At 60.8% G+C, this 15,046-nt stretch carries 10 protein-coding genes and 4 pseudogenes; 4 read left to right on the top strand and 10 right to left on the bottom strand.

Going from position 1 to position 15,046, the window contains the following annotated elements; genetic code table 11:
- Window positions 1-9 precede the first annotated feature (9 nt).
- Entirely contained in the window at window positions 10-162 is a 153-nt protein-coding gene (locus BSG17_RS28975; RefSeq protein WP_449271721.1) for a DUF7563 family protein, read from the bottom strand.
- A gap of 602 nt (window positions 163-764) precedes the next feature.
- Here BSG17_RS28975 and BSG17_RS20725 point away from each other — a divergent pair.
- Complete coding sequence (locus BSG17_RS20725) at window positions 765-2,015, top strand: cation:proton antiporter (protein ID WP_089827342.1); 1,251 nt, start codon at window positions 765-767, stop codon at window positions 2,013-2,015.
- 35 nt (window positions 2,016-2,050) lie between these two features.
- Here BSG17_RS20725 and BSG17_RS20720 read toward each other — a convergent pair whose 3' ends face one another.
- Complete coding sequence (locus BSG17_RS20720; RefSeq protein WP_089827304.1) at window positions 2,051-2,584, bottom strand: Rrf2 family transcriptional regulator; 534 nt, start codon at window positions 2,582-2,584, stop codon at window positions 2,051-2,053.
- A gap of 39 nt (window positions 2,585-2,623) precedes the next feature.
- On the opposite strand from BSG17_RS20720, the pseudogene BSG17_RS28745 reads away from it, so the two are divergent.
- Window positions 2,624-2,791: pseudogene (locus tag BSG17_RS28745) on the top strand (HAD-IC family P-type ATPase); the annotation flags it as partial.
- Window positions 2,792-2,931: 140 nt separating this feature from the next.
- Here the strand turns inward: BSG17_RS28745 and BSG17_RS20715 are convergent.
- Window positions 2,932-3,615, bottom strand: a pseudogene (locus BSG17_RS20715) (DUF7282 domain-containing protein); the annotation flags it as partial.
- 327 nt (window positions 3,616-3,942) lie between these two features.
- Between BSG17_RS20715 and BSG17_RS20710 the strand changes: the two are divergent.
- Window positions 3,943-5,166, top strand: a complete 1,224-nt coding sequence (locus tag BSG17_RS20710; RefSeq protein ID WP_089827302.1) for an RNA-guided endonuclease InsQ/TnpB family protein — start codon at window positions 3,943-3,945, stop codon at window positions 5,164-5,166.
- On the opposite strand, the gene BSG17_RS20705 is transcribed toward BSG17_RS20710, so the two are convergent.
- From BSG17_RS20705 to BSG17_RS20680, 7 genes and pseudogenes are all read right to left on the bottom strand, one after another.
- Window positions 5,138-5,944 (bottom strand): SLC13 family permease, encoded by an 807-nt coding sequence (locus BSG17_RS20705; RefSeq protein ID WP_244531653.1) that lies wholly within the window; start codon window positions 5,942-5,944, stop codon window positions 5,138-5,140. The genes BSG17_RS20710 and BSG17_RS20705 overlap by 29 nt on opposite strands.
- A gap of 139 nt (window positions 5,945-6,083) precedes the next feature.
- Window positions 6,084-6,289, bottom strand: a pseudogene (locus BSG17_RS28020) (cobyrinic acid a,c-diamide synthase); the annotation flags it as partial.
- 253 nt (window positions 6,290-6,542) lie between these two features.
- Window positions 6,543-7,019: a sirohydrochlorin chelatase gene (locus BSG17_RS28010; protein ID WP_244531651.1), complete on the bottom strand. Its 477-nt coding sequence runs from the start codon at window positions 7,017-7,019 to the stop codon at window positions 6,543-6,545.
- 3 nt (window positions 7,020-7,022) lie between these two features.
- Window positions 7,023-7,328: pseudogene (locus BSG17_RS28005) on the bottom strand (CbiX/SirB N-terminal domain-containing protein); the annotation flags it as partial.
- Window positions 7,329-7,431: 103 nt separating this feature from the next.
- A complete protein-coding gene (locus tag BSG17_RS20690) occupies window positions 7,432-8,223 on the bottom strand; it encodes a cobalt-precorrin-7 (C(5))-methyltransferase (RefSeq protein WP_089827341.1) in 792 nt (263 codons plus the stop codon).
- Window positions 8,224-8,228: 5 nt separating this feature from the next.
- Window positions 8,229-8,945 carry a precorrin-8X methylmutase gene (locus tag BSG17_RS20685; RefSeq protein WP_089827299.1) on the bottom strand — a complete coding sequence of 239 codons (717 nt, stop codon included), beginning with the start codon at window positions 8,943-8,945 and terminating at the stop codon, window positions 8,229-8,231.
- A complete protein-coding gene (locus BSG17_RS20680) occupies window positions 8,935-12,822 on the bottom strand; it encodes a cobaltochelatase subunit CobN (RefSeq protein WP_089827298.1) in 3,888 nt (1,295 codons plus the stop codon). Before BSG17_RS20680 ends, BSG17_RS20685 begins: the two co-directional genes overlap by 11 nt.
- A 34-nt stretch (window positions 12,823-12,856) precedes the next feature.
- Here BSG17_RS20680 and BSG17_RS20675 point away from each other — a divergent pair, with 34 nt between their 5' ends.
- The gene (locus BSG17_RS20675) at window positions 12,857-15,007 is read left to right on the top strand and encodes an ATP-binding protein (protein ID WP_089827297.1); all 2,151 of its coding nucleotides are present in this window, start codon (window positions 12,857-12,859) and stop codon (window positions 15,005-15,007) included.
- The last annotated feature ends 39 nt before the right edge of the window (window positions 15,008-15,046 follow it).

Below are 15,046 nucleotides of genomic sequence, written 5' to 3'. Positions count from 1 at the left end.
GAATCACTCTTATCGAGTGGAACGGGTTTTCCGGACGCTCGCTCCCGCTCGAACCATGTCTTGACAGTGGGGACACGCCCGTGGATTATCCAGATTGTCCGGGGTAAAGACACGGACGTATTGCTTTGAAACATTGGCTCTACAATTCTGGCATGTTGGCATATCTTCTAAATGTTAATTATTCAATATTAATCTAGGGTCGATAGTTGATGTGCGACTGTCGCCGTATCTGTACCGGGGTGAGTGGAGTTCTGTTCCCGTCTGGAAACTCGGAGGGTCCTCGATGCGTTGTTCTCACTCTTCGATCTCATCTCGCAGGTCCGCTGCTTCTGGCTCTTCGGAGCTCGCAAGCCGATCTTTCAGTCCTTGCAGGCGCGTTTCTTTCACGTTCTCGTCGACCTCTGGCTTTCGAACGTATTCGCTTTCGTCTATTATAAGTCAAAAGAGTAGATGTTGGGAGCAACGATTAGAATGATAAGCTGGGGCTATGAAACTAAGTCATGAACTGTGCCCTGCTCGGGGCTGGTGCAGTTGGGGGATACGGGGAGAAAAGCCAACGTAGCGAATCAATTCCAGATATTCTTCGACCGCCACTGACGACGACCTCACCTATGCCGGGTAGGTGGGTGCTCGTCACATGAGCGCGCTGGAAGCCTCGATCCACGAAGAAGACGAACGGATAACGGGGTTTACGGACGGGACATTCGAGAGTTTCTCGGCGACGGCGTTGATGAGCGATTGACCAACGGAGGGTGAACACACTCATGGCCATTGAGTCGGAGTTGCTCCTTCCGTTTCTCGCCGGGATGACGCTCGTCTTGGCAGTTGCACATACGCTTGGAACCGTCGCTGATCGCCTCGGGTTTGCACCGGTCGTTGGAGAACTCCTCACCGGGTTGGTGCTTGGCCCCTCGATTCTCGGGGTCGTAGCTCCGACCGTCACGTCGATCGTCGTCCCGGTTCCCGATCGGCTAGCAGCCCTCGCGTCGCTCGGGCTCATTCTCCTCCTCGTATTGGCTGGAACAGAAGTTGACGTTCAGACGGTACGCCGCTATGTTCGACCGACGATCGCGCTCGCTACCGGAGCCTCCGTCGTACCGTTCCTTTTGGGATTCACCCTGGGATGGGTTCTCCCCGCGAGATTCCTCGTCACTCCCGAGCAGCGACTGCCGTTCGCGCTATTCTTGGCGACGGCACTGAGCATCTCGGCGGTCCCCGTCGCCGTACGTGTGCTTATCGACCTCGACGCGATGGACCGAACAGTGGGCCAACTCACCCTGACCGTCGCTGTCGTTATTGATGCAGCGGGATGGGTTGCGCTCACGATAGTGTCTGACATCGCTCGTGTGGGGCAGATAGATCCGCTCGGGCTCGGTCGAACACTCCTCGTCCTCGCTGTATTCGTCGGGGTCACTCTCGTTTTCGGCCCGCGAATCGTCGATACACTCTTCGATGTCACTGCATACGTTCGATCGCCGGCGTTGACCGGGTTTTCCATCGTCATCGTCGTCGGGCTTGCGATGGCCGGTGGCTCGCTCGCACTCGGGTTGGAAGCCGTTCTCGGCGCTTTCCTCGCAGGCGTTCTCGTGAGAAATCGGCTCGGCACGGAGACCGAACGCGTATTTCAGATGGTGACACTCGGACTGTTCGCACCCATCTTCTTCGCGACGGCGGGGTTGCGGGTTGATCTGAGTGGCCTGCTCACGTTGGATACGCTCTTGGTCGCAGGCGTCACACTCGCCGTTGCCGTGCTGGGAAAGGCACTTGGCGTGGTACTCGGAGCGACATTTACGGACCTCTCTCGAGCAGAAACTGTCTGCCTCGCCATCGGGCTCAACGCCCGCGGAGCGATGGAGCTTGTCGTGGCGGCCCTGGGCTTGGCAATCGGAATCCTCACGCCCACCATCTATGCCGTCGTCGTGTTCGTCGCTATTGTCACGTCTATCATGACGCCGCCACTGCTCCGGCGTGCGCTTGCGCACCTTCCAGACGACGTACCCGCAGGGACGGTGTGATTTGTCCAAAACCTCAAAATCCACCTGAGGTCGTCTCAGTGAGCCGGTTCTTCTGCAGGGGCGGTCATCTCCGCAATGCGGAGAATGAGGATGTTGCTCGTGTCGTCCTTCCCATCGACAATACCTTCGATAAGCAACTTCGAGAGTGGTGTTGGACCAACCGTCACCGTATCACCCTCGTGGAATTCTTTAATGGATCCTTGGACGTGGATTTCGACGCGGCATTTTTCGGGGTGATGGACGCTCGAGAGATCGATTCTGTCGATGTTCACGCCTGACACACGCTCACCCTTGTGGAGGAGCGGAATGACTGCGGGTTCATCCATCTCTTGGATGTCGAGCACGTCGTAGGCCAGTGCCGTCGGTTTGTAACCACCCTTCGGACCAGGTACGCCTTCGACGAGTTGCAGTGCTTTCAAACTCTGCATCTGATTCCGGACGGTTCCAGGGTTGCGGTCGATCTCCTCAGCAATCGTTTCACCTTTGACCGCCTGTTCGGACTCGCGATGCAGATTAACGAGTGCGGTGAGTATCGTTTGCTGGCTCGGCGTCAGATCAATCGATGACATATCTCGTTATCGTTCTCCCGGAGATAAAACAGTGTTCCAGTGTTTCCCCCAACGACTATACTCCTCTCACCGACCGTCGGAGCACTCCCGATGTCACTGAGTACAGTTCTCGTCGCCATCAACGCCCAGTCCCTCCGTCGCGTCGATCTTGACCTTCCATCGCTTCCGGGCATCGCTCCGTCTGACCGTCCTCGACCGGCAGATTGACCGAAGACCACGTCTCGGTATCCCGCTATCGATGTTGGTGTTTACACTGACAATAGAGAAGGCAATGGGATGATTGTTCTGGAGTTCTGTGACACGTCCGGCGGAATCGAGACCGTTCAGGACGACGTCGCGTTGGGACGCTACTCCGAAGAACAGCCCTTCTTCGTCACGAGCGCCGTCGCACTCCCGCCCGGGTAGTACGGGAAGTCGGGGCCGGGGAAGTGATAGTCGAACTCGTACTTGCGATTGTCGTCTACGTCACGGATCAGGAGCGCGATGATGTCGGCCGAACATTCGCCGGGTTCAGTAGGGAAGTCGGTCTTGAACGCGATGTCGTCGTAGCGCCCCGGTTCAAGGTAGTCCGACGTAGCAATCGAGACGTACTCGTTGGAGTCCGGGGACTCAACGTTCGGAGCAAACAGGGAGACCCATCCCCCGTCCGGAAGTGTCGCGGATTCGACGACGATGGTGTCATTGATTACCTGATCCCTGAAAGAAAGCTCCGCGTTCTGGAACGTGGGTAGCGATACGGTCGCAGTATCGGAGACGACAGCGCTCGCTTCGTCGCGCTGGCTACACGAGAGCTTCACGGTCGTCGCGTCGAACGTTCGGTTCCTGTTCGTGTCGGTCTGGATGGTCGCTGTGAGCGTTCCAGACTCAAACAGCGGCCTGTCGAGGTCAATCTCGACGTTCTCGTGGGTTCCGGCAGAGAGGTACGCCGAGACACCGACTATCTCGTCGTCTCTGACGACGACTACGAACCCCCCATCGGAGAGTGTGGCGCTGGCGACGGTGACGCTCCCACCCGTTGATTCCTGGTCCGGGAAGTCGAGTGCGGGGGATGGCGGGGACGCACGGTCGGTCTGTTTACCTGAATCGAGGCGCTAAGGCCCCTTCCTCAACGAACGAGCGAAGCGAGTGAGTAGGGAGGGGATACAGCGCCGCACGAGTATCAAACACGTCCGACGCTCGGCCCACAGGCCCACGCAATCACAACAACTATACGCATAGGTGCGCATAGTGCGTATGTAGTGAGACGGAAGAACATCACCATCCGCGAAGACCAAGCCGAGTGGGTCGAGGAGAACCACCTCAACCTCTCGTCGTTCGTTCGCGGGCAACTCGACGAACTCATCGAAGAACGCTCGTAGATGAACTACAACTACAGGTATCGACTCCGACCGTCCGACGCTCTCGAAGAACAGCTAGCGTGGACTGTCGATACCTGTAGACAAGTCTACAACCACTTCCTTCACCGACTCAACCGCACCGACGACACCTCGGCATACTCCGAACAGAAACTCCTGCCGAGTCTCAAGAAGTGGTGGAACGACCTGAAGAGCGTTCACTCGAAGGTGCTACAGAAAGTCGTTCAGCGGTTGTACGACAACCTCTTGACGCTACGTGGGCGTAAAGAGAACGGCTACCGCGTCGGCACGCTCAAGTGGAAAGCACCGGGCGAATACCGTAGTTTCACCTACAGTCAATCCGGCTTCAAGCTCAAGAACACGAGCGGTCGGACAAAACTGTGGCTCTCGAAACTCGGAGAAATCCCGCTTACCTTCCACCGCGACCTGCCCGACGGTTCCGAAATCAAGACCGTCACGGTCAAGCAGGAACCAACCGGCAAGTGGTACGCCATCCTCGGCGTCGAGACTCCCGACGACCCGCCCGCGAAGTCCAAGAATCCTGAGCGGTGCGTCGGTATCGACGTTGGTATACTCAAGTACGTCCACGACACCGACGGAACCGCCGTCGAATCGCTCGACCTGTCCGACGAACGCGAGCGGTTGGAACGCGCCCAACGCGACCTCTCGCGGAAGGAACACGGTTCCGCGAATTGGGAGGAACAGCGGAAGGTCGTAGCCGAACGTCACGCCGACCTCAAGAACAAGCGACGGGACTTCCTCCACAAGCTCTCGAACTACTACGCTCGGGAGTACGACCTCGTGGCGGTCGAGGACTTGGACGCTGCCGGTCTGGTCGAACTACCGGGGAACTCCCGGAACCGAGCAGGTGCGGCGTGGGGGACGTTCTTGCGGATGCTCGAACACAAGTGCGAACGCGAAGGGACGCACTTCGTAGCGGTCAACCCGAGAGGGACGACCAAAGAGTGCGCGTCCTGTGGCGTTTCGACGGACAAGCCGCTGTGGGTCCGTGAACACTCCTATCCGGCGTGTGGATTTGAGGTGGATAGGGACGCGAATGCAGCGTGGAACATTCTTTCTCGCGGTATCACAAAGCGGTTAGGAGCGGGACGCTCCGAGTCAACGCCTGTGGAGACTGCGCTCCCTGTGGATACCTCGGTATCTGCAAAGCGCGTCGTTGAAGCAGGAAGCCCCACCCTCAAGCGCGAGCCGTTAGGCGAGCGGTAGGGTGGGGTAGTTCACTCCGGTCCGCGCTTCGATGCTCAATCTCCGACGCGGATGCCCGTCTGCTCCGTCCTCGTGCCGTGCGAGATGGGATAAGCGCGAGTGCACCTGTGGAGGCGACAAGGCTGAGAACTGACCGTCGGTCGTGGCCCATGTCTCGAACGCCACCTCGACATCGCATAAAGAAAACGGCCAAGGTGCGTGTGAACGAGTTTCCGTACTGGCTGTACCTACTCTGCACCGAGCTTTCCTCGATTGACGAGTGCGTTTTCACGGGTACACGAATACGAACTCCGCGACCACGAATTCCCCGCACATGATGACGAGGAGTCACCCACCAACGGGTGCAGATCGAGCTATCTCTCTCATTGTCGCGTGAGGGACTCGGAAGAGGGCCTGCAGCGTACGAATCGGTGGACAGTACGGACCGGAACAGCCCCAGGACCGCGATCACGGGAAGGAGGACGCTGACAGAAACGACGAAGTCGGCAATGAGGTCCGCCGTCCCGGAGGCCTCGACTGCGATGCCGAGCGGGATGACACCCGCCACCATGAAGATCACCTCCCAGCCCACGGCTTCGTACGCCTCCTCAGGTGTGAGGATGCCGGTGAAGAACATCGCCGCGACGCCGGTCAGTGCACTCATCAGGAGTCCGAGGACCTCAAGTGCCGCGAGTCCGAGGGCGCCGGCGAGGATCCCCAGCGCGATGGGAATCTTCGATCGGTCGAAATCCTCCCACCTGTCCTCGCCCGCGATGGCGACGTTCGTGTCCCTTGCCATGCGATCGAGCACTTGGTCGGGCGCCTGGACGAGGATGACGTCGCCGGCCTGCAACCGGACCTCTCGGAGACGCTGGCGGATCACCTCGTCGCCGCGTCGGATCGCCAGAACCAGCCGTGACGCCGTGGCGAGAAGCCGCGTACAACCCCATCACGCCTTCGACGACGCAGATGTCTCCTTCTCCCTGGTAGAGTTCCGTCGTAGTCCCTCGTCGCTCTGAAGCCAGACGTTGACAGTCAGATGGTCGACCAGCCACCTGCTCGTGATGACTGGGATCGATGAAGTCGGGCTCGGCTTCCTGGGTTGGACGGTATAACTAGCCTCTTTCTCGCGCACAGCGGCCATCGAGACGTCAGCAGCGTCAGCCAGTACTACTGCTCCACCCGTCCCGACATCCTCCTTGGCCCACCGGTGATGTAGGCGTCCATCGTCGGATGACCCGCTTGCCGAAGCCTGGATCAGTGACAGTCAGGTCAGTATCGAGATCGGCGCACGGAGTATAAACCATCGCGTCGGAGTCAGCGCCAGCAGCGCTAATCCCATCGACACGAGCAGTCACCGTGTTACCAGCGACCAGAACGAACCTCGACACGCGTCGTTACAGTACTCCTTCGCCGTCAGTTGCGACTGGGCGACACGTTCGCGTGAGCTGTGCTTCGAACGAGCGAGAGGCGGACGTATCGCCGTAAGCGAGGGCTCGCTGCTTTTCGACCTCCGCGTGAATCGCGTCTGTTATCCGGGGATGGTCGCCGAATGGGTCTGCGTACTCGATGCCACCACGGTCGAGTTCGAGCTCTTCCGGCACCCGTCGTTCGGTCGCTTCGGTGCGTGACACGAACAAGGGAACCGCCACCGCACGGGGGTTCGAGACGTTGTACCGGATGCATTCGACGGTCGGATTCTGGATGAGATAGCACGTCAGGACTTCTCCGTAGTCTGATTGCTCACGGAGTCGTGCCGCGTGGTAGTTAGCAGCCTGTCGGTGATACGGTTTCGAGCTACTGCCGAAGCCGACGAGGACGAGTGACGTCTCTCCGGTCGCCGGAACGTGGGTAGACGCTTTTTCTAGAAGCACATCGGTGATAGCTGGACTCTGACCGAGAGGTTCGCAGTAATGTACCTCACCCGAGATGTACGAGAGAGCAGCGGGAACGCCATCAACTGTGTCGTACGAGTGCGCCATGCACATCGGGAGAGCATACACCGTTTCGGCGGACATTGCCCGGAACTGGTCACGGAGCTCAGACACCGGCTCACTCTCGTAGGTCGCTAACTCAACGGTGTCAACGCCGGTCCGTCGTTCGAGCCGGTCGGCGTGTGTCTCGAACACTTCGCGGGAACTTCTCGTGTCACGACTGATGAGTAGGAGTGATTCGGTCGTCATGGGTAGCATCCTGTTTGCCAAGTTGGTTTTATCTAACTCAAGTTGGCTTGTACTATGCGTAGAGAGACGACATAAAATAAGTTTCGGCTACTGTGGCGACACTTCACCGAGGTCTCGACGTTTCAGACTCGCTGTTAGTGGGCTGTTCACCCGTTCGAACAGCGAGTACGGAGAGATCTGAGAAGGCGGTTTCATCGATACTGGATCCACCAGCATCGGTTGCAAGTTCGCCGAGCGTAGTCCTGGTCTCCGTTTCGTCGTCGTGTGTCAACCGTTCCATGACGAGCGCGTCTAGCGATGCCGGTGCACCCGCCTCGATAAGGTCGGCGGCCACGTCTTCTGGCATCCAGTCGTACGGCCGTGGCAGCACGAGTAGATGCCGCTCACCGACGTCCGCGCGGAGACGCCGAAGATCGGGCGCGATATCTCCGCTCTTGTGGAGTGTTACGAATGTCGTCTCCTCCATCGGCGTACGTGCTCGACTTGCCGCAACCTGCAGCGACGAGATTCCCGGAATCACCCGGACAGAAGCGTCGACGACGGCTTGAACCTTCCCGACGAACTGATAGCCCGAGTGGTTCGGGTCTCCCATCAGGACGGCTGTTCCAGTATCCCCATCGGCGACGCGGTCAGCAAACCTCGAGAGGGCCTCCGCCTCGTCACGGTACCCACAGGTCAACAGGTCGGCGTCGGTTCGCTCGGCTACGTATTCGACGACGGTCTCGAACCCGACGACGACGTCTGCCTCCCGGATCGCTCGCTCACCTCGGGGAGTCAGATACTCCAGATCCCCCGGACCGATGCCGACTGCGTACAACCGATTCGACGAATCGGTCGGTTCCGGGGTGGCTGTCGCAACTGTCGCCGGGTCTGGTCCCGAATCCAGATCGTACATGTCGCTCACGGGATATCGAGGTCACCGTTTCGGACGTCGCTCGCGGCGTGGACGAGTTCGTTCGTCAGGCCAGCGGCCAACCCGCTCCCACCACGACGGCCAACGTTCGTGATGGCTGGAACGCCGTACTCCCGTGCGACCGTCCGTATTCGCTTCCGACTCTCTGCAGCCTTCACGAACCCGACTGGAGTCGCGACGATGACGGCCGGACGTGTCCCGTCTTCGATACAGTCAGCCAGCGCCAGCGCTGCTGTCGGTGCGTTACCGATGACGGCGATAGCACCTTCGTAGACACCGTTGCGGTCGAGTTCAAGCACGGACGCCGCCGTCCGGGTCATCCCAGTACGCTCGGCGAGTTCGGCACCGTTTCCGATGGCCTTCCGGACCGGACAGCCGTGACCGCGCCCAGTGATACCAGCCTTGACCATCGTGATGTCTGTGACGATGGGCTGTTCGTCGAGTACTGCGCGGGTCCCGGCGCGGACCGGTTTCGCGTCGTTCGAACCGGTGAACCGAACCAGATGCTGGAACTCGGGGTCGCCGGTCGCATGGACCGCTTTCTGTCGAATCCGGTCGGCCAACGTCTCGTCGGGGACGAGTTCTCGAACGCGATCCATACTCGTTTCGGCGATCTCCATCGCCTCCGACGTCGTCGCACCGAGGTCTGCGTACTCAGCGAAGTCGGCATTGTTCTTTGCAGTCGCGTCCTGTTCAGTCGTCATCGCTCATCACCTCCGAAACGTCCGGCTCACTGGCCTTCGCTTCCAGGTCCCCGTCGACTTGGAGGTTGATGTCGCGGAGGCGGTCTGCGGTCGCATCGTCAGCATCCCAGAGACCTCTATCGATCGCTTCTAGCAAGGTGTCGGTGATACTCTCCAACGCCCACGGATTCGCCTCACGCATCCAATTCTGTCGGTCGGTATCGAACGCGTACTTTTCGGCGACCTCCGTCCAGAGGGTGTCGCTCACGACGCCCGTAGTGGCGTCCCAACCGAGAGTGACGTCGACTGTCTTCGAGAGGTCGCCCGCGCCCTTGTAGCCGTGCTCTTCCATGCTGTCGAGCCACTCGGGGTTGAGCACCCGGGCGCGCATCGCCTTGCGGACCTTCTCCTCGTTAGTGTAGACGTCGACGTTGTCCGGGTCGGAACTGTCGCCGACGTAGGAGGCTGGTTCCTCGCCTGCGATCTCTGAGACGGCAGTGATGAACCCACCGTGGAAGGCGTACCAATCGGAGCTGTCGAACTCGTCTTGCTCGGCGGTGTCTTCGATCTTCACAGTCGCGTCGACGTTGCTAAGCCGTCGTTCGAACGCGTCGTGTGCCTCGGAGACGCGACCTCGCTTCCCGAGTGCGTAGCCACCCCACTGGACGTACACGTCCGCCAGGTCAGATCGGTCGGCCCAGTTTCCTTCGTCGACGGCCTTGTTCGTACCCGCACCGTAGCCACCCGGTCGTGTCGTGAACACGCGGCGAGTCGCTGCAGTCTGTGCATTGGACTCTTCCATCCCGGTTGCCTGCAGTTCTTCGGTGTCCTGCTCAACGTGCTTCTTGACGTAGTTCAGTTCGTGCGGTTCGTCGAGGGCGACGACGGCATCGACGGCATCGTGGATGACACTCGCTGCCTGCGGGAACGCATCGCGGAACAGCCCCGAGACGCGCGTCGTCACGTCGATTCGAGGACGATCGAGTTCTGCCAGCGGAATCGGTGTCACGTCGTCGATGCGTCCCGCATCGGTCCACTCCGGCTCGACGCCCATCAGCGCGAGTATCTGTGCAATAGTCTCGCCACGCGTTCGCACCGTCGGCGTTCCCCACGCAACGACGCCGAACTCTTCGGGGTACGCGCCGTGTTCGTCGTGATGGCGTTCGACCACACCGTCGGCAACTTCTTTCCCTACCTGCCATGCACTCTTGGCAGGCACTTTGCGTGGGTCGAGCGTGTAGAAGTTCCGGCCTGTCGGAAGCAGGTCGACGCCACCGCGGGTTGGTGCGCCGCTGCCACCTGGCGGGATGTACTGGCCGCTCAGTGCATCGGCCGTACGTGGAATTTCGGTTTCGGCGCCTCGAACGCGCGGTGTCGCCTCCTCGCAGATAAACGTGAGTACCTCTCGAAGCTCGTCATGTGCGCCGGATTTGGCTCGGGCATCACCGAGTGGGTCGAGGTCGACGACGAGGAGGTTCATGTTCGTCTCGTCGTCGGGACCTGCCTCCACCTCCGAAGCCGGGAGCTCGAAATCGTGTTCAGCGAGCGTCTCGACGAGCTCCAGACTCGTCTCGTACACCTCGTCTGCGGCTTCCGAGAGCGTCGTTCCGAGCGTCTCGTCGTACGTTCCCGGTTCGTCGAGCATCTGCTGGTAGTCGATACCGAGAACACCCGCGACGCTCTCTCGGAGGCTCGGTGCACCTGCGTTCTCCAGTCGAGTGAGCGCGACGAGGTACTCGACGAGTCGGTCGTCGACGGGCGGTTCCCCCATCGTATGCAGACCGAGACGTATCTGTGTCGTCTTCACGTCCGTGAGGTACTCGTGTATACGTTCGACGAGCTCCTCGATAGCGACCTCGTCGCCGTCGACTGCCCCCTGCGCGAGAGTCGAGCCAGCCTCCCCAGGACCACGGACGTCGACTCGGTCGCTGATCTCGCCCGAGACACCGAGTTCGACCGCGAGGTCGAGGTCGTCGACTGTCTCGCGGATGAGGCGTTCGAGATGCTCGCCGTCGTCAGCGCGGGCATCCTCCATGCCGGCTTCGCGATACTGGTCGGCGAGCTCCTCGAGTTCGGCCAACTCGTCGTAGGTCCCGGCATTGCCCATCACTGGCGTGAGGTAGTCGACGATAGCCGCGTACGAACGCCGCTTCGCCTGCGTTCCTTCCCCGGGGTTGTTGACGATGTACGGATAGACGTTCGGAAGATCGTCGACCAACTGGTCCGGGGCACTCTCCCCGTTCAGCCCGACGGTCTTCCCCGGCAGCCACTCCAGACTGCCGTGTGTACCGAGGTGGACGACGGCGTCGGCCTCGAACGTGTACCGGAGCCAGCCGTAGAACGCCAGATAGTCGTGTGGCGGCTGGAGATTCGAGTCGTGGTAGATCTTCGAGGGGTCCATCCCGAATCCGCGCGGCGGCTGGACCGTGACGAGGACGTTTCCGAACTCGACGCCGGGGATGGCGAAGGGACGATCAGGAACCTCACCCCACTCTTCGACGACGTTCGCTCGGAAGCGTTCGTCCGTCCCCTCGAACCACTCGCAGTACTGGTCGGGGGCGACGACGTCGACACTCAGGTCACGTACGTCCTCGGGTGCGACCCAGCGGTCGTCGAGGGTCAGTTGTGCAGTCAATTGGTCCACTAAGGCCTGACCGCTCTCTGGGATTCCACCGTCGAGCTGGTAGCCGCGAGCGACCAGCTCTTCGAGAAGGTTGACGGTGCTTTCGGGGCTGTCGAGTCCGAAGGCGGTGCCGATGCCGTCGTCGCTCGGTGGATAGTTGTGCAGGACGACCGCGACGTTCTTCTCCTCGTTCGGGGTATGCCGCAGCGTCGCCCAGTTGACCGCGAGCCGCGCGGCGTGGGCTACACGGTCGTCGATGGGGAAGTGCTGTTTCGGTGCGCTTCCGATGCCGGCCTCGTCGTCAGTCCGCTCCTTTCCGCTGATCGGATGCGTAACGACGTTGCCGTCGAACTCGGGGAGTGCAACCGAGAGCGCGAGTTCGAACCCCATCACCCCGGTGTCGCTCTGCTCGTATCGTGACCGTGACCGCATCGTCGTCACGGTCTGAACGATGGGAACACCGAGCCGATCGAGGAAAATGTCCTCCGCGCTGTTCCCCTCGTCGTCCGCTGCTCGTCCCCGCTCGTCCATCGACAGCGAGAACATGAACGACGAGAGCACAGCGTCGACGAGTGGCTCACCGTCCTCGAGGAGCCACTCGTCGGTCACCCGCTCTGCGTCCCACTGTTCGTTGGTGTCCGTCGCCGGGTTACAGAAGATCGGGAGTGCGTTTGCGCCTTGAGCCTCGATGGCGCGCACCTGTTCGTCGACGTAGCGCGTGTTCTCGTGCGTCCAGTGAGATTCGTAGAACCAGACGGCGACTGTCGGTGCATCCGGGTCGAGTGTGGCTACGAGTTCGTCGTAGGTTGCACTTGGGTGGTCCGGATGGTAGACGCCTTCCGTCGGGAGCGTCACGGGGTCGTCGTACTCGCAGTCACCAGCCCCGTACTCGTCGGCGAGGAACCGAACGCAGTTTACGACGTTGCTAGTACCACCCTTCTCCAAGTACTCGTAGACTCGCTCGCGGTCTTCGGCGGGGACAGACGTGTCGTCGACGGCGTACGCGTCGCCAGTCGATTTGACGACAAGCGGGACGCCAGCGTCTTCGAGACGACCGACGGCGTGGTCGTACCCTGGCATACTCTCTTCAGCACCGTGAAGCCAGAAGACCGCCGCCGTCGCGTCTTCGATCTCGTCGACGAACGCGTCGACATCAGCTTGGTCGTCGAAATCGCTCTCTGACCGGACGACGAAGTCGACGTCTGTTTGCGCTGCTGCCCGCTGAACGGCTCCCAGCTCGTTTTCGGTCGCAGTGTATAGGCCGATTGTTGGCATAACGTTGTTAAACCTCTATTGCTCTAATACAAGTATGGTTGATTTCGGCAGAGGCAAAAAAGCTTCGCACGTTCGGGAGAAGAGACCCTCCTTCTCGGAGATCGTGGGTCAAGAGGAACTCAAAAGAGCTTTACTAGCTGTCGCGTCGAACACCGATCTGGACGGACTTCTCATACAGGGGGAGAAAGGAACAGCGAAGTCCACGGCGGTGCGAGCGCTCACGGAGTTACTTCCGAGACAGAGCGTCATCGCGAACTGTCCCTACGGTTGTCCGCCGAATGCAACCGCACACCAATGCGAACACTGTCGTGAGCGGACTAACCCACAGACGACCGAGCGGTCGGTCCCGCTCGTGACGCTCCCGCTGGGAGCGACCCGCGAACGGGTCGTCGGGACGCTCTCTGTGGCGGATGCCCTGGCCGGAGACTACGAGTTCGACCCTGGGCTACTCGCCCGCGCGAACCGCGGTATCCTCTACGTCGACGAGGTGAACCTCCTCGACGATCATCTCGTGGACGTGTTACTGGACGCGGCGGCGAGCGGGGTCAACAGAGTCGAACGTGATGGCGTGAGCGTCGTCCATCCGGCTCAGTTCACGCTCGTGGGGACGATGAACCCCGAAGAGGGAGATCTCCGACCGCAGTTGCGTGACCGCTTCGCGCTCCAGGCGACGGTCACGGCCTGTGACGATATCGAGCAACGGGTCAGTATCATCGATCAGGCCATCGGACGGACGGGTAGCGACGTGACCGAGAGAGCAAACAACGGACCCAGAGAGACTGAAGACGTCCGAAGCCAGCTACGGGAGGCCCGCAAACGGCTCCCCGAGGTCGAACTTTCGACGCAGTTCGCCCGAGAGATTGCCGAGCTCTGTCGGAACTCGGGGGCCGACGGTCATCGCGGTGATATCGCCACAGCGCGCGCCGCCATGACGTTCGCTGCCCTCGACGAGCGTTCGAAAGTCATCGAGCCCGACGTTCAGCGAGCGGTGGAACTCGCGCTCCCCCATCGGCTTCAGTCGCGTCCCTTCGAAGACGATCCCGACCCCAGCGAACTCATCGACGATCACTTCGATGACGGGGACACTGACGAGCACCAGAAGCGAGAGGAGGAGCGACACGAGGGTGACCAGTCCGACCGTGGAGAGGAGTTCGACCGGACAGACGGCTCCGACGATATCGACGGGACAGACGGGCCTGACTCGACGTCGGCTGAGTCGTCTCAGACCAGTGAAAGCGACGATGCCGAGAGCGAGGCTTCGTCGACACCACCGAGCGGAGGTGCGACGAACGACGGTGCAGAGGCACAAGCCGTAGAGAGCGCACAGGAGACGGAACGAAGCGACAGTCAGCAAGGCGATACGCAGAGAGAGGGAACGCCGCTCGTCCCGGGACAGTCCCGTGCCGACGTCGGAGAGGCGCTGGCCCCTGACCTATCTGCATCGGAGGCGATCAAAGAGGGAAAAGCCGGTAGTGGAACTCGATCACGGACACGACCCCACGTCGACAACGAGGGGTCTCGGGTGCGAAGTCAGCGTACAGACTCGACTCGGCGCATCGACGCCGCGGCCTCGGTGCGAGCCGCAACCACTCGAGGGGCTTCGTCCGTCGAGTCACGCGACCTACGTCAATCCGTCCGTCAGAGCGACGCCTCCGCACTGGTGGTTTTCGTCGTCGATGCGAGTGCGTCGATGTTGCCCGCGATGCGTGCAGCGAAGGGAACCCTGCTCGAACTCCTGAAAGACGCCTACCAGCAGCGGGACGAAGTCGCGTTCGTTGCGTTCGCCGGCGACGAGGCGGACGTTCTCCTCCCACCGACGAACAGCGTTACCCTCGCCGCTCGCCACCTGAAGGACCTGCCGACCGGCGACCGGACGCCGCTCCCTGCCGGACTTCGAACCGCCAGCGACGTTCTCGACCGAGCCGAACCGGCTGCCAGCGTCGTCGTACTGGTCACCGACGGTCGGGCAAACGTCGCAGACGAGAGCCCGGTGCGTGAGACGCGCGAGGCCGCGAGACGACTGACCGAGTTCGACACACACGTGGTCGTCGTCGACGCCAGTTCCGACGACAGAACTGGATTGACAGGAGTGATAGCCGACGAGACGGGCGGTGAGCGCATCCCGCTCTCTGCACTCTCTGCAGGACGAATCGACGCAGCCGTCGACACTGCTCGAGAAACCTAGGTTTCGGTCATTCGGTAGGTTTACAACCTAACTTGTTAT

The sequence above is a fragment of the Halogranum amylolyticum genome, from assembly GCF_900110465.1.
GTDB classification, from domain to species: Archaea; Halobacteriota; Halobacteria; order Halobacteriales; family Haloferacaceae; genus Halogranum; species Halogranum amylolyticum.
This window is presented reverse-complemented; position numbering and strand designations above follow the sequence as displayed.

Bases quoted from the DNA above. Each gene is read 5' to 3' on its own strand.
- BSG17_RS28975 (WP_449271721.1), bottom strand. From the start codon at position 162: ATGCCAACATGCCAGAATTGTAGAGCCAATGTTTCAAAGCAATACGTC.
- BSG17_RS20725 (WP_089827342.1), top strand. From the start codon at position 765: ATGGCCATTGAGTCGGAGTTGCTCCTTCCGTTTCTCGCCGGGATGACG.
- BSG17_RS20720 (WP_089827304.1), bottom strand. From the start codon at position 2,584: ATGTCATCGATTGATCTGACGCCGAGCCAGCAAACGATACTCACCGCA.
- BSG17_RS20710 (WP_089827302.1), top strand. From the start codon at position 3,943: ATGAACTACAACTACAGGTATCGACTCCGACCGTCCGACGCTCTCGAA.
- BSG17_RS20705 (WP_244531653.1), bottom strand. From the start codon at position 5,944: ATGGCAAGGGACACGAACGTCGCCATCGCGGGCGAGGACAGGTGGGAG.
- BSG17_RS20690 (WP_089827341.1), bottom strand. From the start codon at position 8,223: ATGTACGATCTGGATTCGGGACCAGACCCGGCGACAGTTGCGACAGCC.
- BSG17_RS20685 (WP_089827299.1), bottom strand. From the start codon at position 8,945: ATGACGACTGAACAGGACGCGACTGCAAAGAACAATGCCGACTTCGCT.
- BSG17_RS20680 (WP_089827298.1), bottom strand. From the start codon at position 12,822: ATGCCAACAATCGGCCTATACACTGCGACCGAAAACGAGCTGGGAGCC.
- BSG17_RS20675 (WP_089827297.1), top strand. From the start codon at position 12,857: ATGGTTGATTTCGGCAGAGGCAAAAAAGCTTCGCACGTTCGGGAGAAG.